This is a genomic window from Halovulum sp. GXIMD14794, assembly GCF_054457455.1.
In genome coordinates this window covers 408282-429411 of the sequence record NZ_JBTLNF010000003.1, presented here as the reverse complement: position 1 = coordinate 429411, position 21130 = coordinate 408282, and the positions used below count along the sequence as shown (strand labels likewise).

The following is a 21130-nucleotide window of genomic DNA, read 5'->3' as shown; positions in this document are numbered from 1 at the left end:
TCAAAGCAGCGCGTTACTGGCCGGTGGTGGCCTCCTCGGCCGCGCCCTCGACTGCTTCTGCTGCTCCCTCGGCAGCATCTTCGACCGCCTCGGCCGCGCCTTCGGCAGCGCCTTCCGCGGCTTCCCCGGCCTCCTCCACAGCCGTTGCGGCTTCGCCTGCGGCCTCCTCGACGGTCGGCTCGTCGCCTGTCGAGCTGAACCAGAAGATCCCCCCGACGACGATGATGATCGCGATCACGATGACTGCTGCACGCATATTGAATTCCCCCATAACTTCTGCCGCCGCCGGCATGGCGGGCAGCGCGGCCATCCTACCACGCTCTGGGCCGGGCCCGGCCACCGGTTTTCTCAAACCCCTTTTACGTACCCGGAAATTCGCCTATATTCCCTGCCGGGCGCTGAACGGCGCCCATACTCGTTTCTGACCGTGAACAATCGAAGGATTCTCAGGCCATAGCCCGCAGACCGCACCACGCCCCGCCGACCCGTGACGACGGACCCCGCGTCAACCGCCGCATTCGCGCGCCCGAGATTCGCCTGATCGGCGCCGAGGGTGAAAACATCGGGGTGGTCTCCCCCGCCCGCGGCCTCGAACTTGCAGAGGAAGCCGGCCTCGACCTGGTCGAGATTTCGCCGAACGCGACGCCGCCCGTGTGCAAGATCATGGACTTCGGCAAGTTCAAGTACGAACAGCAGAAGAAAGAGTCCGAGGCCCGCAAGAAGCAGAAGGTGATCGAGGTCAAGGAAGTCAAATTCCGGCCCAACACCGACACGCACGATTATGACGTCAAGATGCGCAACGTCACCCGCTTCCTCGAAGGCGGCGACAAGGTGAAAGTCACCCTGCGCTTCCGTGGGCGCGAGATGGCGCACCAGGATCTTGGCCGCCGGCTTCTGGAACGTGTCGCCGCCGACACCGAAGAACTGGGCAAGGTCGAGGCGATGCCGAAGATGGAAGGGCGGCAGATGGTCATGATCATCAACCCGCTCAAGCACTGACGCGCTGAGAAGACGAAGGCGGGCCGTCCCGGTCCGAGACACCGCATGGCCCGCCTGAAGTCGTTCGGCTATTTTCTGCAATATGCAGCATTGCGTGGCATCCTCGCCGCGCTGCACGCGATCCCCGCCAGCCGCCGCCCCGCCGCGACGCGCTGGCTGGGTCGCCGCATCATCCTCAATATCCCTGGCCTGCGCCGCCGCATTGCCGAGAACCTGGCGCTGGTCTACCCCGACAGTTCCGAGGCCGAGCGCGCGCGCCTGCTGGCGCGGATCGCCGGCAACATCGCCCGCAACATGGTCGAGTTGCTGGACAATGGCGATCTGATCGCCATCGCCGAAAGCCTGATCGAGATCCCCGAGACCCCTGCCCTCGCCGCCCTGCGCGAAGCCCAGGCCGAGGGGCGCGGCGTCCTGCTGATCTCGGGGCATTACGGCCAGTTCGACGCCGGACGCATCGGACTGCGCACGTGCGGGATCGAGGTTGGCGCCGTCTACCGCCAGCAGAACAATCCCTGGTTCCACCGGTTCATGATCGACCGACTGTCCCGCGCCGGCGAGCCGATGCTGCCCCGTGGCCGTGCGGGCATGCGCCAGCTGATCCGCCACCTCAAGGGCGGCGGCGCGATGGCGATCCTGATCGACCAGAAGATGGGACTTGGCCAGCCGCTCGACTTTCTAGGACACCCCGCGATGACCTCGACCGAGGCCGCCGAACTGGCGCTGCGTCACAACCTGCTTGTGATGACCGGTGTCGCGCGCCGCGTCGGCGAGCACGGTTTCCGGCTCGAGGTCGAGGGCCCGATCCCGCATGGCGACCCGGTCGAGATGACCCGGCAGCTCAACGACATGCTGTCAGACCACATCCGGCGCGATCCCACCGAATGGTACTGGCTGCACCGGCGCTGGGCGACACCCAAGGGCATGCGCAAACCGCGCCCCAAGTCGGAATAGTCGATGGCGGACGGGTCGGCGCCTATTCGGTGGCGGCCGCGGCGAGGATCTTGCCCGCCGTCCCGCGCTGCAACAGCACCGCCAGCGGCGGGGTCACGTCGGTCAACCGGATCTCGGCGGGGCTTGCCCCATCCCAGCGCCCGACGTCGCGCATGCTGCGCACGATATTGGCATAGGCGATCATCTTGCCGGCATTCTCGCCGCGCGGGATCTCGACCTCGGCCATCGGCAGGAACTCGACCACCCGCACGTTGACCGTGGCCGCATCCATCCCCTCCACGGGCGCCATCGAGATCACCAGCGCCTCGCCGTCCCGGCTCAGGTCGACATCCGCGACCGCCGGCTTCTGCGCATGGTAGTCGATCCGCGCCAGCACATCCTCGCGGTCCGATCCCACCAGGCTGTCCATGCCGCCGACCACCATCTCCGGGGTGAAACTGCCCCGCAGCTTGCGCCCCTCGATATGCGAGCGATCGACCACTGGCGCGTAGCTGCGCTGCCGCTGGGTGTTCTCGCGGCTGCCGAAGGTGTCCTCCCAGCCCAGGTAGTCCCAGTAGTCGACATGATAGGCCAGCGCGATCACGTCCTCGCGCGCGGCCAGTTCCACCAACAGCGCGTCCGCCGGCGGGCAACTGGAACAGCCCTGCGAGGTGAACAGCTCGACCACGACCGGATCGTCTGCGTCGGCATGGGCAGACAGGCCCGAGGCGACGACGGTCGCGAGACAGGCCGCGAGGCGGGCAGAAAAGGAGGTCAGCACTTTCATCGAGGTCAGGAAATACCCCGCCCCGGCGGTTCGCGCCAGTAAACCCTCCGAGAGCAATGCCTTCCGCAGCCCTCGTTGCAACCGGGAAACAAGGCAGGGAACCAATCCTCCCTCCCAAGCGTTCAACACCGAATGTTCCGTTCACATATCCGGGAGGACCCAGCGCAAGTCTGGCGCTCAGGCCACGCCAATTCCCCCAGCGGCCCGCTTGCCTTGCCCCCGTTATCATGAACGACGTGTCCCGTCCTTCACCCCGCCCGGTCGCCCCGCCCGACGCGGACCCCGACACGATCTGGATCAGCGCGCCGCGCTGGGCCGTGATCGGGATATTCCTGATCCTCGCGTTCGGCGCGATCACGCTCGCACGCGACTTCCTGATGCCGCTGACCCTTGGCATCCTCTTGTTCTTCGTGTTTTCGCCGATCTGCAGGGTGATGGTCCGGATGCGGATCCCGCGCCCGATCGCGGCGGCGCTCATCACCTTCAGCCTCTTCATCGGCCTCGCCCTCGCCGCGCTCTCGCTGACCATGCCCATCACCAACGCGCTCGACAACGCGCCGCGCCTGTTCGCGCAGATGGAGTACAAGCTCGACAAGCTGCAGGGCTCGATGAAGGAAATTCAGGAGGCTGCCGAGAAGATCGACGAGATCTCCAACGGCGAGGACGACGGCGCCACGATCAAGGCCGAGACCGAGGACGAGGGCAACATCCTGACCCAGGTCGCCCGGAACACGCCCTCGCTATTCGCGCAGCTCGCGTTCACCTTCGTGCTGCTCTACTTCATGCTCGCCTCGGGCCACCTGCTCTACAAGCGGATCGTGCAAAGCTTCTCGGCGATCTCCGACAAACGCCAGGCGCTCGAGGCGATGTACGAGATCGAGGAAAGCCTCGGCAGCTACCTCGGCGCGATCACCCTGATCAACGCCTGTCTCGGCATCTCGGTCGGGCTCGCCATGTGGGCCTGGGGAATGCCCGCGCCGGTGCTCTTCGGGGTCTTCGCCTTCGCGGTGAACTTCGTGCCCTACCTCGGAGCGGTCGCCGGCGTCGCGCTCGCCACCGTCGTCGCGCTCGTCTCGATGCCGGGCGTGTTCCAGCCCTTCCTCGTGGGCCTCACCTACTTCATCCTGACCTCGACCGAGGGCCAGTTCGTCACGCCCTATTTCGTCTCGCGCAGGCTGCGGCTGAACACGGTGGTCGTATTCGTCACCGTGGCGCTCTGGGCTTGGCTGTGGTCGGTGATGGGCATGATCGTCGCGGTGCCGATGCTGGTGGTGCTGCGCGTGCTCTGCTCCTACATCCCGGGCCTGCGCAGCTTCGGCAACTTCCTCGCCGGAGAGGACGAGGAACCGGTGCGCTCAAACGCCTGAGCTGCTGCAAACCGGCCGCTAACTGGCAAGCATCGAGGGCCCGGGCTACGCCGACGATCCCGAACCGTCTTCAGAGCTTCGCCCAACGTGACCGTTCAATCTGCACTGAAGTCCGACTAACCTGCAGATCTATACGGTATCGTTTCGCCAGACCCATAAAACCTGAAGGGAATCGAAATGCGAACTGCGTGCAAGATCGCCGCGAGCCTCCTGTCCTTCGCCGTTGCCGCGCCAGGCCTTGCACAGGAGGCCACCCTGATCACCGGCGCTCGCATATTCGACGGTGTCAGTGCCGAGCTGATCGAGGGGCAGGACGTTCTGGTGCAGGACGGCATTATTTCCGCCATCGGCACCGGTCTCGAGGTGCCTGAAGGGGCCACCGTGCTCGACGCCGAGGGGCGTTTCCTGATGCCCGGCTTCGCCGATATGCACGCGCACCTGATGTTCCAGATGCCGTTCGGTATCGCTTTCACCGCCGACCGCGAATACTGGGCTTATGTGGCGTCGGTCACTGCCGAACAATATCTGATGCAGGGGTTCACGACAGTGCGGGATGTGGGCGGGAACTCGTTCTCGTTGAAACGTGCAATCGACGAGGGCATCCTTGTCGGCCCGCGGGTCTATCCCTCGGGTCCGATGATCTCGCAAAGCTCCGGCCATTCGGACCACCGCACCGATGCCGAAGCGCCTGGGTCACTGGCATTCGAACCCAGTACGCCGATGAAATACTTCCATGCCGCGATTGCCGACGGGCGCGAGGAGGTGCTGCGCACGGTGCGCGAGATCCTGCGCCGGCGGGCGTCGCAGATCAAGATCTCGGTTGGCGGCGGGACCGGCTCCTACGCCGACCCGCTCGACACCATGCAATACACGGATGACGAGATCCGCGCCGCCGTCGAAGCGGCCGAGGACTGGAACACTTATGTCACCGCCCATGTCTACAATTCCGACGGCATTCTGCGTGCGCTGCGGAACGGGGTGAAATCCATCGAGCACGGCAACCTTATGAGCGAAGAGGCCATGCGGGCGATGATGGAAGCCGATGCATGGCTGTCGCCGCAGGTGATCGTCTACACCTTCCACCCGGCGGGCTACAACGACGAGCAGAAGGCCCGGCACGACGAAGCCTTTGACGGGATCGACCAGATGTTCACCATGGCCAAGGAACTCGGCTTCGAGAACATCGTCTTCGGAACCGACGTTATCACCTCGCCCGCAATGCTCGCGCGCGCCAACGAGGAATTCGTGCTGCGCACCGAGTGGTTCGACAATGTCGAGATCCTGAGGCAGGCCACGTCGCGCTCGGCCGAGCTGCTGGCGCTCTCCGGGCCGCGCAATCCCTATCCCGGTGCGCTTGGCGTCATCGCGGAAGGCGCGCACGCCGATATCCTGCTGATCGATGGAAATCCGCTGGAGGACATGTCGGTCATGACGGAATACGACGAGCGGTTCGACCTGATCATGAAGGGAGGCGAGATCTACAAGAACGAGTTGTAGAGGGCGCTCTCTGTATGGCGAGTGCCGTAATCCCGACGGGGTGGCACTCACAGGGCTATCCACGGCGAGAGCTCGACGGGCACCAGAAATGCCACCGTCGGGCCTCACGTACCGACCGACATAGGGACACGACAGGTCCTCGCGTTCTTCGCAACCATGCTTCCTCCAGCCAGGTCCATCAACGTGAGCCTCATGGCCCGGCTGCCCCCAGTAAAAAGCCATTTACGAAGTTTTCACACTCTTTTCAGATTAAATTTCATATACTTAAGGGGGTTTTCACGATGAAAACCCCTGATTTCACCTCAATCACCCCCTTCCCTGCGGCACATCCCGGCCCTATGTTCGGCGCAGGAAACGGAGCTTTTATGTCCTGATCAGGCCGGGCAGCCGAATGGCCGCCCCTTGCACGAATGCAGACCCTCTCACCCCGCAAGTCGCGGGCTGGTCCCTCGTGCCTTTGCCAACCTGATCACTTGAAAGACCGGAACCGATGATCCGACCCTATGACCCCAAGGACGCCGACGCTGTCGTCGCCGTCTGGCATGCCGCCGCCTCGGCCGCGCATGATTTCCTGCCCGCCGGGTTTCACGATGAAAACGCCGAGACGATCCGCACCGTCTACCTGCCCGCCGCCGAGACCTGGGTGGCCGAGCACGAGGGCCGCGTCGCGGGCTTCGTCTCGCTGCTGGACACGGAGGTTGGCGGCCTTTTCGTCGCGCCCGACTGCCAGGGCCTCGGCCTCGGCCGGGCGCTGCTGGACCACGCCGTCGCCGAACGCGGCGCGCTGAGCCTGACCGTCTTCGCCCGCAACCCTTCGGCCCGCGCCTTCTATGCCGCCTACGGTTTCACCGTGACAGGCGAGGGCACCGACGAGGCGACCGGCGAGCCGGTCCTGCACCTCGGGTATACCCCGGCCGACCTCGCCGCGCTGGGCTGGCGGCCGCATTTCACCGCGCAACTGGACATGGACGAGTTCGGCACCCTCGCCCCTGTCCGCGTGCTGACCGTGGACCGCTCCGGCCTGACCGTGCAGGGTGAAACCCTCTCGGCGCACGTTCCGCCGTTACCCGAAGATCGCGGCGGTCCCGCCACCGTCGGCGACTGGCTTCTGGTGGAGCCGGAAACGCTCCGTCCTGTCCGCCTGCTCGACCGGTTCAGCCTGATCGCCCGCCGCGCCCCCGGCGCGGGGCGGGAGCGGCAGCTGATCGCCGCCAATCTCGACACGCTGTTCATCACGACATCCTGCAACCAGGACTTCAACCCCGCCCGGCTGGAGCGTTACCTCGCCCTCGCCCGCGAGGCCGAGGTAACGCCGGTCGTCGTGCTGACCAAGGCCGACCTCTGCGACGACCCGCAGGCGCTGGCGCGGCAGGCCGAGGCCCTTCTGCCCGGCCTGATGGTCGAGGTGCTCGACGCCCGCGATCCGCAGGCCGCCGGGCGGCTTTCACCCTGGTGCGGCAAAGGCCAGACGGTGGGGATCGTCGGCTCGTCGGGGGTTGGCAAGTCGACCCTGATCGGCACGCTGACCGGCCAGACGCTGGCGACGCAAGGCATCCGCGAGGACGACGCAAAGGGGCGGCACACTACCACCCGGCGCCAGCTGCACCGCCTGCCCGGAGGCGGCTGGCTGCTGGACACCCCCGGCATGCGCGAGCTTCAGCTGGCGGACGCTGCCGAGGGCCTGGCCGAGGTCTTCGCCGACATCACCGAGCTCGCCGCCACCTGCCGCTTCAACGACTGCCACCACCAGACCGAACCGGGTTGCGCGGTGCAAGCAGCCATCGAGGACGGCACGCTCGACCCCGCCCGCCTCGCCCGCTGGCGCAAACTGGCCGCCGAGGACGCCCATAACAGCGCCTCGCTGGCCGAGCGAAGGGCGCGGGACAAGGAGTTCGGGAAGATGGTGAAGCGGATCACGAAGGGAAAGCCGAACCGGCGATAGAGACAAGCTGGGTCAACCAGAACCCGCCCTCCGCGAAGAAACCATTGGGCACGGCGAACCCTTCTCCGTGCCCATCCCGAAACGAGGGCTATCCCCGGCTCGCGGCACGCTCCCGTACGCGAGGATCGCTTAGGTCGAGAAAGCAGGTTCCGTTGAATCCAGAAATGCTGAAATCACCGCCTCTTGAAATACACTGCACCGCACCGAAAGCGTTCCACGCCAGAAAGACAAAAACCAAGCCCGCAGCAATAATCGCCAGATTGCGCGGATGATTCTGCCTTCCGCGAAGCTTATCCTGCTCTTCCATCTGAAATCCCTTCACAAAAACTAGATTTGAATGGTACGCGGCCACAACCATAGTAGTCGCCCATTCATCAGTAGCTTTCGCAAAACGTGTCTGGCAAGCTTCGTGCCGCACAAACTTCGGACGCCAAGACGAACCGAGGGTGCACAAAGCACCCAACGCGTTCGCAGCAGGTTCAACGCCCTTGTTCTTTAGATCTCCCCGGCGAAGTGGCACAGGACCTCTGCCCCGTCGACCACGCGTTTCTGCGGGCGCTGGCGACGGCAGAGGTCCTGGGCGTGCGGGCAGCGGGCGGCGAACTTGCAGGCGCTGGCGGTGTCCGTCACCTCGGCGGGCGCGGCGGCGCGCAGCCGGCGGTCCGTGCGTTTGCGCGGATCGGGCACCGGCACGGCGGAGAGCAGCGCGCGGGTATAGGGGTGCTTGGGCGACGCGAACAGGGTCTCGGTGTCGGCAAGCTCGACGATCTCCCCGAGGAACATGACGGCGACGCGATCGCAGATGTGCTCGACCACCGCGAGGTCATGCGCGATGAAAACATAGGTCAGGCCGAACTCTTCCTGCAGGTCCTGCAGCAGGTTCAGCGTCTGCGCCTGGATCGACACGTCGAGGGCCGAGACCGCCTCGTCGGCGATGACCAGTTGCGGGCGGGTCGCAAGTGCCCGCGCGATCCCGATCCGCTGTCGCTGCCCGCCTGAGAAGGCGGCCGGGTAGCGGTGCAGGATCTCGGGGCGCAGGCCGACGCTTTTCAGCAGTTCGGCCACCCGGTCGGCGAGCGCGCCCCCCTTCAGCCCCTCGGCCTTGCGCAGCACCTGGCCGACGAGTTCGATCACCGGCAGGCGTGGGTTCAGCGAGGACTGTGGATCCTGGAAGATCATCCGGATCTCACGCCAGAGGTCGCGCATCTGCGAATCGTCGACCGAGGCCAGATCGACCTGGCCCGCGCCCTCGCTGGCATAGGCGATCTCGCCACCGGTGGGGCCGAGGATCCGCATGATGCAGCGCCCGAGCGTGGTCTTGCCGGACCCGCTTTCCCCAACGATTCCAAATGTTTCGCCTCGTCTCACGTCGAATGAGACATTGTCGACCGCGCGCACCACGGCGTGGTTCTTGCCAAACATGCCGGCGCGCACCGGGAAGTGCATGGACAGGTCTCGGACGTCCAGGATCACGTCGTTCATCGGGGTCTGGTCATCCATGGGCGGGTACCGGATTGTGAAGGAAACAGGCCACGTCCGAGCGGCCCTGCCGCTGAAGCTCGGGCTGATGAACGTCGCATATACCGGGCATGAATTCGCGGCAGCGGGTGCGGAACGGGCAGCCCGTGGGGCGGACCAGCGGGTGCGGGACCATGCCCTCGATCGCAGGCAGGCGGCCCTCGTGTTTCACACCGATCCGGGGCACGGATTCCAGCAGCGCACGAGTGTAGGGATGTTTCGGTTCCTCGAAGATCGAATAGACGTCGCCCTTCTCGACCACCTTGCCGAGGTACATCACGGCCACGTCCTCCGCCACCTCGGCGACAACGCCCAGATCATGCGTGATCAGCATGACGGCCATATTGAACTCTTCCTTCAGGTCCGCGATCAGGTCGAGGATCTGCGCCTGCGTGGTCACATCGAGCGCCGTCGTCGGCTCGTCCGCGATCAGAAGGCGCGGCTGGCAGCAGAGCGCCATGGCGATCATGGCGCGTTGGCGCATTCCGCCGGACAGTTCGAACGGGTACGCCTCGAACCGCTCGCGCGGGCGGGGGATGCCGACGCGGTTGAGCATCTCGATGGCGGTTTCCTTCGCCTCGGATTTGCTCATCTTGCGGTGCAGCAGGATGGTCTCGACGATCTGCTTGCCGATCTTCTGGATCGGCCCGAGCGAGGTCATCGGCTCCTGGAAGATCATCGCGATGTCGCTGCCGCGGATCTGCCGGATCGCCGGAGAGGTCGGCGACATGGCGGCAAGATCCACCGTCCGCCCATCGGCGGCCCGGTAGGTGATCGAGCCATCGACGATGCGCCCCGGATGATCGACGATCCGCAGGATCGAGCGCGCCATGATCGACTTGCCGCAGCCGGATTCACCCAGCACGCAGAGCGTCTTGCCCTGCTCGACGGTCAGGTCCACGCCGTCCACGGCCTTCACCACGCCATCGTCGGTGAAGAAGTGTGTCTTGAGCCCCGCGATGCTCAGCAGCGGTGCGGGCTCAGTTGGAATAGGGGTCGGCTGCGTCACGAAGACCGTCTCCCAGGAAGTTGAGTGCCAGGACGGCGACCACGATGACGGAGCCGGGCGCGATGAGCAGCCAGGGCGCCTCGATGATCGAGCGGATGTTCTGCGCCTCTTTCAGCAGGGTGCCCCAGCTGACGAGCGGCGGTTGCAGGCCGATGCCCAGGAAGGACAGCGAGGTCTCGGCCAGGATCATCAGCGGAACCGCCAGCGTGAGAGAGGCGATGATGTGGCTGGAGAAGCTGGGGACCATGTGCTTGAGGATCACTTCCCAGTCGGTCAGCCCGTCGAGCCGCGCGGCGGTGATGAAATCCTCGCCCCTAAGGGACAAAAACTTGCCCCTGACCTCTCGCGCGAGGCTGGTCCAGCCGATCATCGAGACGATCACCGTCACCACGAAATATGTTCGCAGTGGCGGCCAGTCGAGCGGGATCGCGGCAGCGAGGCCCATCCAGAGCGGGATCGTGGGGACCGAGCGGATGAACTCGATGAAGCGCTGGATCAGCGTGTCCACCCAGCCACCGTAGTAGCCCGACAGCCCGCCCATCGCGACGCCGATGATCAGCGAGACCGCGACGCCGACAAGGCCGATGGACATGGACACGCGGGTGCCCATGACGATGCGGCTGAACACGTCGCGGCCCAGCCGGTCGGCGCCCCAGAGATACATCGGATCCCGCGGATTGACCGGGCCGAAGAAGTGGCGGTTCGTCGGAATGAACCCCAGCAGCTTGTACTCGTAGCCCTTCACGAAGAAGCCCACGGGGATGATCTTTTCCTCGTCCACGACGAAGGTCCGGCGCATCGCCTCGCGGTCGATCTCCATCTTCAGGCCCTTGGCGTGAAGCTGGAAGCGCGAGCCTTCGTCGTCCGTCACGAACAGGCCGATGGGTTGAGGCGGCGCGAACGTGTGGCGCACGCTGGTCTGGTCGGTCGGGAACGGAGCCAGGAACTCAGCGAAGATCGCGACCAGGTAGATGAAGATCACCACCACGGCCGAGACCATCGCCAGCTTGTGGCGGCGGAACTTGCGCCACACCAGGGCCCAGGGGCCAAGGACGACGGGCGTCAGGTCGGCGTTGCTTTCGGCGGCGTTCGCCAGATCGGTCTGCGTCATGGTCATTGGTAGCGTATCCGTGGATCGACCCAGGCCAGCAGCAGGTCGGAGATGAGGGTACCGATCACCGTCAGCACGCTGACGATCAGGATCATCGAGCCGGCCAGGTACATGTCCTGTACCAGCAGCGCGCGCAAAAGCAGCGGGCCGGTGGTGGGCAGGTTCATGACGACGGCGACGATGATCTCGCCCGAGACGAGGGTCGGCAGGATCCACCCGATGGTCGAGATGAACGGGTTCAGCGCGACGCGCACCGGGTAGCGCAGCAGCAGTTGGAACTCGCTCATGCCCTTGGCGCGGGCGGTGACGACATAGGGGCGGTAAAGCTCGTCCAGCAGGTTGGCGCGCATGATGCGGATCAGCGCCGCCGCGCCCGAGGTGCCCACCACGAAGATCGGCATCCAGATGTGCTGAAGCAGGTCGACGAACTTCGCCCAGGTCCAGGGCTGGTCGAGGTATTCCGGGCTGACGAGACCGCCGACACTCTGGCCGAAATACTTGAAGGCGACGTACATCATCACAAGCGCCAGCAGGAAGTTCGGGATCGCGAGGCCGAGGAAGCCGAAGAAGGTCGCGACATAGTCTCCGACCGAGTATTTCCGCACCGCCGAGTAGATGCCGATGGGCAGCGCGGTGAACCAGATGAACATCAGCGTCAGAAGCGAGATGCCGAAGGTCCAGGCCAGCCGGTCCCAGATCAGGTCGTTGACGGGCACGTTCTTCTCGAACGAAATGCCGAAGTTGCCTTCGAACAGGATGCCCTTCATCCACTTGAAGTACTGGACGTACATCGGCTGGCCGAGGCCGTACTGCTGGCGCAGGGCCTCCATCACGGCGGTGTTCTCGACGCCGGCCTCGCCCATGTCGGCGGCCAGTGCATCCAGGTAGTCGCCGGGCGGCAGCTGGATGATGATGAAGGTCGTGATCGACACCAGGAACAGTGTCGGGATCATGTAAAGCAGGCGTCTGAGCAGGAATGCACGCATCGTCGCGCTACCTCACCAGATCGCCTGCCGCGCGGGCAGCGGATCGACTGTGAAGGCCATTCGTGCGGCCAGTTGTTCGAGCATTCTGAAACGCTCCTCCCTGTGATCGGGGTGGTTCCACAGATTGACGTGCTCTCCGGGATCGGCGTCGAGATCGTAGAGCTCGCCTCCGCCGTTTCCGTGATCGGCCACCAGTTTCCACCGTTCGTCTCGGATCATGGTCATGAACGCCGGACCGGGCGTGTCGTGCCAGTTCATCGCATTGTAGTATTCGCAATAGACCGACGCGCGGTCTGATCTGCCCTGCCCTTTCGCGATCGACGGCCAGAGCGATTTGCCCTGCACGCCCGGCTCGGGCGGCAGGCCCGCCGCGTCGAGCAGCGTCGGCACCAGGTCGACCAGTTCCACCAGACCCTCGACGGTCTGCGGCGCGATGGTGCCGGGCCAGTTCAGGACCAGCGGCACGCGCACCGACGGCTCGTAGAAGAACGGGCCCTTGAGGTAGAGGCCGTGATCGCCCAGCAGTTCGCCGTGGTCGGACATGAAGACCACCAGCGTATCCTCGCGCTGACCGGTGCGGTCGAGCGCGTCGAGGATGCGTGCCACCTGATCGTCGATCAGGTCGATCATCGCATGAAAGGCGGCGCGGACCATCCGGTGCTCGGTCTCGGACATGGCCGAGGGATCGTAGGGCATCAACCCGCCATATGCGCCTTTCGCGTCGGTCGCCTGGTAGGGCGGCTTGTCGTCCAGCTCTCCGTCGCGCTTTGCGGGTAGCGGCAGATCGTGGAGCTTGTCCAGATGCCGCTGAAGGTAGTCGACGGGCGGGTCGAACGGGTGGTGCGGATCGAAGAAGTTGACGGTGAACATCCAAGGGCTGTCGACGCCCTCGAACCCATCGATGAACTGGATCGCGCGCTCGGCACACCAAGCGGTCTGATGGTCCTCAGCCGCGGGGCCGGTCACGACGAGATCCGTCTCGGGCAGCGGCGCGGTGTCGTAGTGCCGCCCACGCGCGGCGAGCCAGGTGTTGTAGTCATTCAGCGCCCAGTTCACTGTCCGGTCGCCGACAGTGCCCCTGGCCTGGTCCGAGACCGAGGCACCGGGGTGATGCGACCAGTGAAAGACATGGTAGCCGTCGTCGATCCGCCGTTCCATCACCGGCGCAGCGGAGGGATGACAGGCGGAAAGATGCAGCTTGCCGGCCAACCCGCAGGCATAGCCGTGATCGGCAAGGATGCGGCCCAAAAGCCGCTCGTCGGCGGGGATGTCCTGCCCGTTCTGCCGCACGCGCGTCGTGCGCGGATAGCGCCCGGTGGTGAAGCTGGCCCGGCTGGGCGAGCACACCGGCGACTGGCAATAGGCCAGCGGGACGCCCGCGCCCGTCTCGTACATCCTGTCGATCGCGGGCGTCGAGACATGCGGGTTGCCCGTCGCGCCCAGCGAGTCCCAGCGCTGCTGGTCGGTGCACAGAATGAGGATGTTGGGCGCCATAGGCTCCTGCATCTTTGCCGAAGAGGAAGAAAAGGCGGCCCGACGCCGATCGCCGGGCCGCAGTTTAGACGATCAAGGGAGAGACTGACCGCCTTCGTAGTAGACCTGCGCGACATAAGGCGCCGGGAACCACAGCTGGCCGGCGATCGGCAGCGGGTCGGGCACGTTGCGCACGTTGTTCCGGGCGAGGCCGAAGTTCGGCTCGTTCTGCACGAGACCCACGGTGAAGAACTCGTCCATCGCCATCTCGATCAGCTTGGCCATGCGCTCGTACTGTTCTTCGGGCGTGGGGGCGGCCTTGACGGCGTCGTATTGCGTCAGGATCGCCTTCACCGCTTCGGGCGGCTCTTCGCCGGTGGACTTGTCGGTCGCCCACTTGGCCCATTCACGCGCCCAGGAGACCGAGTTCGACGGCATCGGCAGGTAGCAGAGCGGCGCCGTGTAGGCATCCTTCTGGCCGCCGCCGCAGTTCCACAGGTAGGCGTCCTGCTCGTTCGCCGTGTGCAGCGCGATCAGCCGCGAGCGGTCGGTGGCGCGCACTTGGATGTCCACGCCCACGTCCGCCAGGTAGCCTTTGATCAGCTCCATCGCGTCCGGGTACTGCAGACCGAAGACATCGGCGACCAGGAAGATCAGCTGGAAGCGGTTGCCGTCGGGACCAAGGCGGAAGCCTTCACCGTCCTTCTCGGGCATGACCTTGTCGAGATACTCGTTGGCCAGGTCCGGATCGAATTCGGTGTACTGCTTCTGGTATTCTTCCTTGAAGAACTCCGAGCCGGGCTGCGGCGCCGACTGGGCGGCATGGCCCGAGCCGAAGTACAGCAGGTCGATGATCTCCTGGCGGTTGATCGCGTGGCTGATGCCGATGCGGAAGTCCTTGTTGTTGACGACCTCGCGCTTGACCGGATCCTTGTTGGTCAGGTTCAGCATCACGATCATCGAGTTTGCCGGCAGATCGTTCACGTCGAAGAACCGGTACTTGCCCCGCTCCATGTTGTCAGTCAGCACCGACTTGTAGGAGGGCCGGCCGATGTGGCGCAGCATCAGGTCGATCTCGCCGTTGAAGGCTTTCAGCAGGATCGTCTCGACGTCTTCGACCTGATCATAGGTGATGCGGTCGATATAGGGCAGCTGGTTGCCGTCCTCGTCGACCTTCCAGTAGTACGGGTTGCGCACCACCTCGACCCGATCGGTCGAGCCGTAGGCGTTGGTCAGGTGCCAGGCGTGCAGCGTCGGGCGGTCCGGGTTCTGCCAGAACAGCGGCGTGTCCATCGGCCCGGCCTTGAGGTTGAAAAGCTGCTTCCAGTCCGAGGCCGCCGGTTCCGCGTCGACAAGCGCCTGCACGTCCGGATTGTACTTCTCGTGGAACTGCGACAGGTAGTGCTTGGCGAAGACGGTCGGGTAATAGCCGAAACCGTAGGCCAGGTTCTGCAGGAACAGGCCGTTCGGCTCGCCGAATTTGAACTCGACCGTGTAGTCGTCGATCTTCGTGACCACGACGGGGCCGCTGGCGCCGACAAAGTTGATGTCCTTGACCGGGGTCAGATCGGGATTGAGGAACACGTCCTCGTACCAGAACATGATGTCATCGGCGCTGAACGGCTCGCCGTCAGACCATTTCATGCCCTCGCGCAGGTGGAAGGTGAACGTCGTCGCGTCGTCCGAGACTTCCCACTCCTTGGCGATGTTGGGCTTCACCTCGCTCCAGTTCCAGTCCCAGCGCACGAGGTTGTCGCTGCCGATGGTGCGGACGATGTTGTGCTGGTCGCCACCGCCGAGGATCGCGCGCCGCAGGGTGCCGCCATACTCGCCGGTCTGCTCGACGACTTCCTGCACCATGGGCTCGGCCGGGAGCCGGTCGTCCACGGGGGGAATGTCGCCGGATTCGACCATCTGGGTCAGCATCGGCGCTTCCTGATAGGCCCATGCGGGACCGGAGAGCGCCAACGCCAGACAGGCTGCCGCGACATGCGTCGCGCGCCATCCGCGTTTGCGGGTAATCAGGGTCATCATTTCCTCCTCTGCTGGTTCTTTTATTTGGTTTACCAGTTGGTTACGGATCCGTCGGGCCGCCTCAGGTGGGGCGGCTCGACATGTTCGGGCGCGCCCGCCGCACGGATCGCGTCCTCGTCGACCTCGACGCCGAGGCCCGGGGCGTCGGGGGTGATGTAGAAGGGGCCGTCCATCTTGACCTGCACCGGGAACAGCTTGGGATCGTGGAAGCCCAGGTTCTCGGTCGGGGCCTGGCGGGTCTCGACCCAGGACCAGTTCGGCACGGCGGCGCCCAGATGCACGGTCGCGGCGGTGCAGACCGGGCCGAGCGGGTTGTGGGGCATCAGGTCGATGTAATGCCGCTCGCACCAGCCGGCGACCTTCATCGCCTCGGTGAAGCCACCGATGTTGCAGATGTCGAGCCGCATGTACTGGGTCAGCCCCTGCTCGATATAGGGACCGGCCTGCCATTTCGACGCGAACTCCTCGCCCACGGCAAAGGGAATGTCGGTCATCGTGCGCAGGGTGCGATAGGCCTCGGGGGTCTCGTCGCGGATCGGCTCTTCAAGGAAGTCGAGCGTCCCGGCGGGAAGCATGTTGCAGAAGCTCGCCGCCTCGGCCAGCGACAGGCGGTGGTGATAGTCGATGCCAAGCGTCATCTCGCGGCCGACATGCGCGCGCACGGCGATCAGGCGTTCGGCGGTGTCGGCGATGGATTTGCGCGGCTCGAAGATGTCGCCGTTGTTCCAGATGCCGGGCAGGATGCGGATGCAGTCCCAGCCGCCTTCGCGCAGCATGTCGACCTGTTTCAGCGTGCCTTCGGTGTCATCGGCGTTCGTCGTCGCGAAGGCGGGAACCTTGTCACGATGCTTGCCGCCCAGAAGCTGGTAGACCGGCACCTGAAGCCGTTTACCGAGGATGTCATGCAGCGCGATGTCGATGGCCGACATGGCAGCGGTGAAGACGCGCCCGCCTTCGAAATACTGGCTGCGGTAACTCTCCTGCCAGATCCGGCCGATCTGCCGGCTGTCCTGCCCGACCAGGAAATCGGCGAAATGGCGGACGTTGGCGGCGACGCTGTTCTCGCGCGCGGATAGGCCAGACTCGCCCCAGCCGACGATCCCGTCCTCGGTCGTGATCTTGACCAGCAACTGGTTGCGTTTCCCGACACGGGCGAGGATCGGTTCGATGGCGGCAATCTTGGTCATGCTGTGTCTTTCGTGCTCAATGCCAGCCCACGCGCGGCGCGGCGGGGATCATGTCGTCGGGGCGCGAGCGGATCATGTCCGTCAGTTCCTTGCGGGCGATGGCGCGCGAAGGATCGTCGAACAGGTTGTCCATCTCGTCAGGATCGTCGTGCAGGTCGTAGAGCTCGCCAGTGTCGGTCTGCATGTCGAGCGACAGCCGGTAGCGGCCTGTCCGCACGGTGCGCAGATCCAGCGAGATCCCCGAGCGTCGCTGGTCGACTTCCCATTCGCCATAGGCGAAATCGCGGCTGTCACTACCGTCAAGAAGGCCACGCAGCGAGGCGCCGTTGTCGGGCGCATTTTCGATCGCACAGAGATCCGACAGGGTCGAGCGCAGGTCGAGCGTGCTGACCGGATCGTCGATCACCTTGCCCTGCGGCACGCCCGGCCCCTGCATAAGGCAGGGCACGCGCAGCAGCCCGTCATAGAGCATCGGCCCCTTCAGCAGCAGGCCGTGATCGCCCAGCCACTCGCCGTGGTCGCTGATGTAGATGACATAGGTGTTGTCCAGCTCGCCCTTCGCGGCCAGCGCGTCCAGCATCCGGCCCACCTGGGCGTCGATGTTCGAGATCATGCCGTAGTAGATCGCGGTGATCTGGCGCAGCGTCGCCTCGGTGATCTCGCCCTTGCCACCCCAGTTCACGCCGCGGGCGTTGTGCTCGGTGCCCTGGCTGGTGCGAATCGGGTTGTTCAGGAAATCGTGGTGCCACCAAGGGCGGCGCTCCAGGTCCAGCGCATAGTGGTTCGGCAGATCCACTTCGTCCGGGTCGTACATGTTGCCCCAGGGCAGAGGCGACAGGAACGGCGGGTGCGGATCGGGGAACGAGACCCAGGCCAGCAGAGGGTCGTCGCCCTGCCCTTCGATCATCTCGATGGCGCGGTCACCGATCCAGGCGGTGGAGTGCCAGGGCTCCTCGAGCTTCGAACGCCAAGCCTGGAAATGCCCGCTTTCGGGCGGAAGTGCTTCCTTGGCGCGGTCCCACCGCTCCTGCCCCTTGCCGTCCTGATCGAGGAAATTTTCGTAGTGCAGGCCCTGTGGCATGTCGTACCAGCGGGTGTGATGGTGCGGACGCAGCATCATCTGGACATTGTCGAAGCCGAAATAGGGGCCGCTCCAGTCGGCGGGATAGTCTGCTGCGCTTTGGTAGTTCTCGGGTTGGCCGGTCGGCTCGAACGTCTGGTGCGAGGTGAAATGCGCCTTGCCGATGAAATGCGTGTCATAGCCGGCGGTACCGAAGACACCGGCCAGACCCTGCGCACCGAACGCCGGGTCGAGGTCGCGGCCGTTGTCGCGCACGCCGTGTGTATAGGGCAGCTTGCCGGTCAGGATCGACGCACGGGCCGCCATGCACATCGGGTGCGGCGTGATGCAGTTCGCGAACCGCGCGCCCGCCTGACCGATACGGTCGATGTTCGGAGTACGGACATTCCGCCGGTCAGCGCCAATGCAATCGCCGCGCTGCTGGTCGGATGAGATCAGGATAACGTTCGGGCGCCTGGCCACGCATTCCCCCAGATATGATGTTATTGTTTCTATGCCGACGATAGGCTTTGAGTTATTATCTCGTCAACAAGCAATTACGTTTTGTCATACCAAAATTTTGTTACAACGCAATTTTCGTATGATACATTGCCCCTGCTGCGGCATCGCGCGGACTGGCGGTCATTTTCCGCCTGTGCAATGGAATCCGGAACGAAAACAGGGGCCAGTCACATGGTCGATCAAGCACATCACGAGATTTCAACGACCGACAGCGACGAGGACGAGGTGCATGGCGAAAGCCGCGCCGCTGATGCCGTGGTCAAGGCGCTCGAGGCCGACATCCTGTCGGGCGCCCTGCCCGACGGCCGCCCCTTGCCTGCCGAGCGCGATCTGATCCAGCGATTCGGCGCCAGTCGCACCGTGATCCGCGAAGCGATCATTATGATGAGCGCGCGCGGCATGCTTCAAAGCCGCCCGCGCCACCGTCCCATCGTGAAGCGTCCGGACTACCGCACCGCGATCGACAGCATCGGCAGCATCATCCGACACCTGCTGGTCGACAGCTCTGACGTACGCAACCTCTTCGACACCCGCATCTTCATCGAGCGCGGGCTGGTCCGCGACGCAGCCATGTCCGCGACCAAGTCGGATATCGAGAAACTGGCCGCCGCGCTGGAAGCGAACCATGCCGCCATCGACAATTCCGAGGAATTCTATCGCACCGACACCGAGTTTCACGGAGTCCTCTACAAGATGACGCGCAACCCGGTATTCCCGGCGGTACACGCGGCCTATGCCGCCTGGCTATCTCCGCACTGGCTGCGGATGCAGCGCTATCCCGAGCGGAACCGGGTTAACTACGGCAGCCACAAAGCGATCTTCGATGCGATTGTCGAGCGCGATCCCGAGGCGGCCGAGCGGGCCCTGACCGACCATCTGCGCTCGGCCTGGGAATATGTCCGCGTGACCTTCGACGCGGACCGGTAGGCCTTATACCGGGTCGTGCGCCGCGCGCAGCTTGTCCCAGTCGAAAACGACGCCGGTGCCAGGTTCGGACGAGGCCACAGCGAGGTGGTTTTCCAGGCTCAGCGGGCGCGTGGTGTACTGGTCTATCGGGAATGAATGCACCTCGATCCAGCCGTCGCCGGGGAAGCCGGAGACCAGGCTGACGTGTAGCTCCTGCATGCCGTGACTGCAGACGGTGATCCCCGCCTCCGCGCCCAATTTCGCCGCCCGCAGCCAGCCGGTGATGCCGCCACAGTTCGAGCCGTCGGGCTGCAGGAAAGACAGGCTGGAGCGCGCCACCGCCTCTTCGAATTCGTGGATCGTGTGCAGGTTCTCGCCCTGCGCGACAGGCATGCTGGTTTCCTTCGCGATACGAGCGTAACCGTCGTAGTCGTCCGGGATGATCGGCTCTTCGAACCAGGTCAGGTTGTAGGGCGCGAAGGCTTTCGATGCCTCGATGGCCTGCTCGACGCTCATGCCGTAGTTGGCGTCGACCATGAAGTGCCGGTCGGGGCCGATCAGCTCGCGCACGGCGGCGATACGCTCGACATCGGCGGCAAGCTCGGGCTGACCGATCTTGATTTTCACCGCGTTGGCGCCCCAGTCCAGATAGCCCTGGATGCTGTCCAGCAGCTTGGGCAGCGGGAAGTTCAGGTCGATACCGCCGCAATACGCGCGGCAGCGGTCGGCATGGCCCCCGGCCATCTGCCAAAGCGCCCGACCCTCGCGCTTGCCGCGCGCGTCCCATAGCGCGATATCCACCGCCGAGATCGCGAACGAGGCGATGCCGCCGCGCCCGACATAGTGGATCAGCCACTGCATCCCGTCATAGATCGCATCGATATCGCCGCCATTGCGCCCCAGCAGCCAAGGCTTCAGGTCGGTATCCACCATCGCCTTGATCGCATCGCCGCCATAGCCGCCGGTATAGGTGTAGCCGGTGCCTTCGGTCCCGTCGTCCAGCGCGATGCGGACGGTGACCAGCTGGAAATGGGTATGATCGCCGTGCTTGGCGTCGCTCAGCACCTCGGCCAGCGGGATGCGGAACAGCTCGCAGTCGACCGAACGGATCGCCGGCATGGGATTTCCTCCGATTACGGCTGACCAAAGCTGACAAGTCGCCGATTATGGTATGACTAAAACAACCCGGTTATCGCTGCCCTGCGCGGAGCTTGTCAAGCCTGCGGAGCAGCTCAGGCGCGGGCGGTGCGGGCGTGGCTGCGGACCCAATCCAGCAGCGCCTCGGGCTCGGGCGGAAGGCGGGTTTCCAACCCGCCGGCGAAGGCGCTGAACGCGTCGAGGTTCAGCCCGTTGACGCCGACCAGCACCGGCACATCCAGCTCCAGGGCGCGGGCGATCACGTCGCGAAAGCCCCTGCCCTCGGCCTCGTGCTTGCCGAACTTGTTGACAATCAGCACGTCTGTCTCGGAGGTCAGACGGGCGGCGACCTCGGCCACCGCACGCTCCAGCGCATCGGGGTCCAGGCGGCAGCCCCGTGCGCCGGGGCCACGGGTCTCGGAGATGCGGAAACTGGGGCCGTCCGGCAGCACGGCGACGTCCATGTCGCAGGGCCGGTCGGGGCCGCAATTCGTGTTGATCTGCACCACGCCGCTGGCGGTCAATCCTTCCGCGGCCATGCGCTCGGCTAGCGAGGCCAGCAGGCGGTCGGTGTCGCCACGTCCGGCGGTGGTGGTGCAGGCGATGTGCATAGGCTGTCTCCGGAACGGTTTGCCCCGGAGACCTTGGTGCAGCAGCGGCGCGGG

At 64.9% G+C, this 21130-nt stretch carries 19 protein-coding genes; 6 read left to right on the top strand and 13 right to left on the bottom strand.

The window, feature by feature from the left end:
- Positions 1 to 13: 13 nt before the first annotated feature.
- Positions 14 to 256, bottom strand: a complete 243-nt coding sequence (locus ACW9UR_RS04420; protein ID WP_458915701.1) for a hypothetical protein — start codon at positions 254 to 256, stop codon at positions 14 to 16.
- Between the two features lie 155 nt (positions 257 to 411).
- Between ACW9UR_RS04420 and infC the strand changes: the two genes are divergently transcribed.
- Together infC and ACW9UR_RS04410 are read left to right on the top strand one after the other, a co-directional pair.
- Positions 412 to 999 carry a translation initiation factor IF-3 gene (gene infC / locus ACW9UR_RS04415; protein ID WP_458916164.1) on the top strand — a complete coding sequence of 196 codons (588 nt, stop codon included), beginning with the start codon at positions 412 to 414 and terminating at the stop codon, positions 997 to 999.
- Positions 1000 to 1044: 45 nt separating this feature from the next.
- Positions 1045 to 1950, top strand: a complete 906-nt coding sequence (locus ACW9UR_RS04410) for a lysophospholipid acyltransferase family protein (protein ID WP_458915700.1) — start codon at positions 1045 to 1047, stop codon at positions 1948 to 1950.
- Between the two features lie 22 nt (positions 1951 to 1972).
- Here ACW9UR_RS04410 and ACW9UR_RS04405 read toward each other — a convergent pair whose 3' ends face one another.
- Positions 1973 to 2716: a DUF1223 domain-containing protein gene (locus tag ACW9UR_RS04405; RefSeq protein ID WP_458915699.1), complete on the bottom strand. Its 744-nt coding sequence runs from the start codon at positions 2714 to 2716 to the stop codon at positions 1973 to 1975.
- 227 nt (positions 2717 to 2943) lie between these two features.
- On the opposite strand from ACW9UR_RS04405, the gene ACW9UR_RS04400 reads away from it, so the two are divergent.
- The 3 genes from ACW9UR_RS04400 (at position 2944) to rsgA (ending at position 7522) form a co-directional block, all read left to right on the top strand.
- Positions 2944 to 4083: an AI-2E family transporter gene (locus ACW9UR_RS04400; RefSeq protein WP_458915698.1), complete on the top strand. Its 1140-nt coding sequence runs from the start codon at positions 2944 to 2946 to the stop codon at positions 4081 to 4083.
- A gap of 177 nt (positions 4084 to 4260) precedes the next feature.
- Complete coding sequence (locus ACW9UR_RS04395; protein ID WP_458915697.1) at positions 4261 to 5580, top strand: metal-dependent hydrolase family protein; 1320 nt, start codon at positions 4261 to 4263, stop codon at positions 5578 to 5580.
- Positions 5581 to 6070: 490 nt separating this feature from the next.
- Positions 6071 to 7522, top strand: coding sequence for a ribosome small subunit-dependent GTPase A (gene rsgA / locus ACW9UR_RS04390; RefSeq protein WP_458915696.1), 1452 nt, complete (start codon positions 6071 to 6073; stop codon positions 7520 to 7522).
- A gap of 88 nt (positions 7523 to 7610) precedes the next feature.
- On the opposite strand, the gene ACW9UR_RS04385 is transcribed toward rsgA, so the two are convergent.
- The 9 genes from ACW9UR_RS04385 to ACW9UR_RS04345 form a co-directional block, all read right to left on the bottom strand.
- On the bottom strand, positions 7611 to 7829 hold the full coding sequence (locus tag ACW9UR_RS04385; protein WP_458915695.1) for a hypothetical protein: 219 nt from the start codon (positions 7827 to 7829) through the stop codon (positions 7611 to 7613).
- A gap of 188 nt (positions 7830 to 8017) precedes the next feature.
- Positions 8018 to 9022, bottom strand: a complete 1005-nt coding sequence (locus tag ACW9UR_RS04380) for an ABC transporter ATP-binding protein (RefSeq protein ID WP_458915693.1) — start codon at positions 9020 to 9022, stop codon at positions 8018 to 8020.
- Complete coding sequence (locus tag ACW9UR_RS04375) at positions 9015 to 10049, bottom strand: ABC transporter ATP-binding protein (protein ID WP_458915692.1); 1035 nt, start codon at positions 10047 to 10049, stop codon at positions 9015 to 9017. The genes ACW9UR_RS04380 and ACW9UR_RS04375 overlap by 8 nt, the downstream gene beginning before the upstream one ends.
- Entirely contained in the window at positions 10021 to 11166 is a 1146-nt protein-coding gene (locus ACW9UR_RS04370; RefSeq protein ID WP_458915691.1) for an ABC transporter permease, read from the bottom strand. The genes ACW9UR_RS04375 and ACW9UR_RS04370 overlap by 29 nt, the downstream gene beginning before the upstream one ends.
- On the bottom strand, positions 11163 to 12146 hold the full coding sequence (locus tag ACW9UR_RS04365; protein ID WP_458915690.1) for an ABC transporter permease: 984 nt from the start codon (positions 12144 to 12146) through the stop codon (positions 11163 to 11165). The genes ACW9UR_RS04370 and ACW9UR_RS04365 overlap by 4 nt, the downstream gene beginning before the upstream one ends.
- A gap of 12 nt (positions 12147 to 12158) precedes the next feature.
- Positions 12159 to 13640, bottom strand: coding sequence for a sulfatase-like hydrolase/transferase (locus tag ACW9UR_RS04360; protein WP_458915689.1), 1482 nt, complete (start codon positions 13638 to 13640; stop codon positions 12159 to 12161).
- A gap of 72 nt (positions 13641 to 13712) precedes the next feature.
- Positions 13713 to 15650 (bottom strand): ABC transporter substrate-binding protein, encoded by a 1938-nt coding sequence (locus ACW9UR_RS04355; protein ID WP_458915688.1) that lies wholly within the window; start codon positions 15648 to 15650, stop codon positions 13713 to 13715.
- Between the two features lie 32 nt (positions 15651 to 15682).
- Entirely contained in the window at positions 15683 to 16840 is a 1158-nt protein-coding gene (locus tag ACW9UR_RS04350; protein ID WP_458915687.1) for a mandelate racemase/muconate lactonizing enzyme family protein, read from the bottom strand.
- 16 nt (positions 16841 to 16856) lie between these two features.
- Positions 16857 to 18383 carry a sulfatase family protein gene (locus ACW9UR_RS04345; protein WP_458915686.1) on the bottom strand — a complete coding sequence of 509 codons (1527 nt, stop codon included), beginning with the start codon at positions 18381 to 18383 and terminating at the stop codon, positions 16857 to 16859.
- Positions 18384 to 18593: 210 nt separating this feature from the next.
- Here ACW9UR_RS04345 and ACW9UR_RS04340 point away from each other — a divergent pair, with 210 nt between their 5' ends.
- Positions 18594 to 19349, top strand: coding sequence for a FadR/GntR family transcriptional regulator (locus ACW9UR_RS04340; RefSeq protein WP_458915685.1), 756 nt, complete (start codon positions 18594 to 18596; stop codon positions 19347 to 19349).
- 3 nt (positions 19350 to 19352) lie between these two features.
- Here ACW9UR_RS04340 and ACW9UR_RS04335 read toward each other — a convergent pair whose 3' ends face one another.
- Together ACW9UR_RS04335 and ACW9UR_RS04330 are read right to left on the bottom strand one after the other, a co-directional pair.
- On the bottom strand, positions 19353 to 20447 hold the full coding sequence (locus tag ACW9UR_RS04335) for a mandelate racemase/muconate lactonizing enzyme family protein (RefSeq protein ID WP_458915684.1): 1095 nt from the start codon (positions 20445 to 20447) through the stop codon (positions 19353 to 19355).
- Between the two features lie 113 nt (positions 20448 to 20560).
- Complete coding sequence (locus ACW9UR_RS04330) at positions 20561 to 21076, bottom strand: DUF2478 domain-containing protein (protein ID WP_458915683.1); 516 nt, start codon at positions 21074 to 21076, stop codon at positions 20561 to 20563.
- Positions 21077 to 21130: the final 54 nt, after the last annotated feature.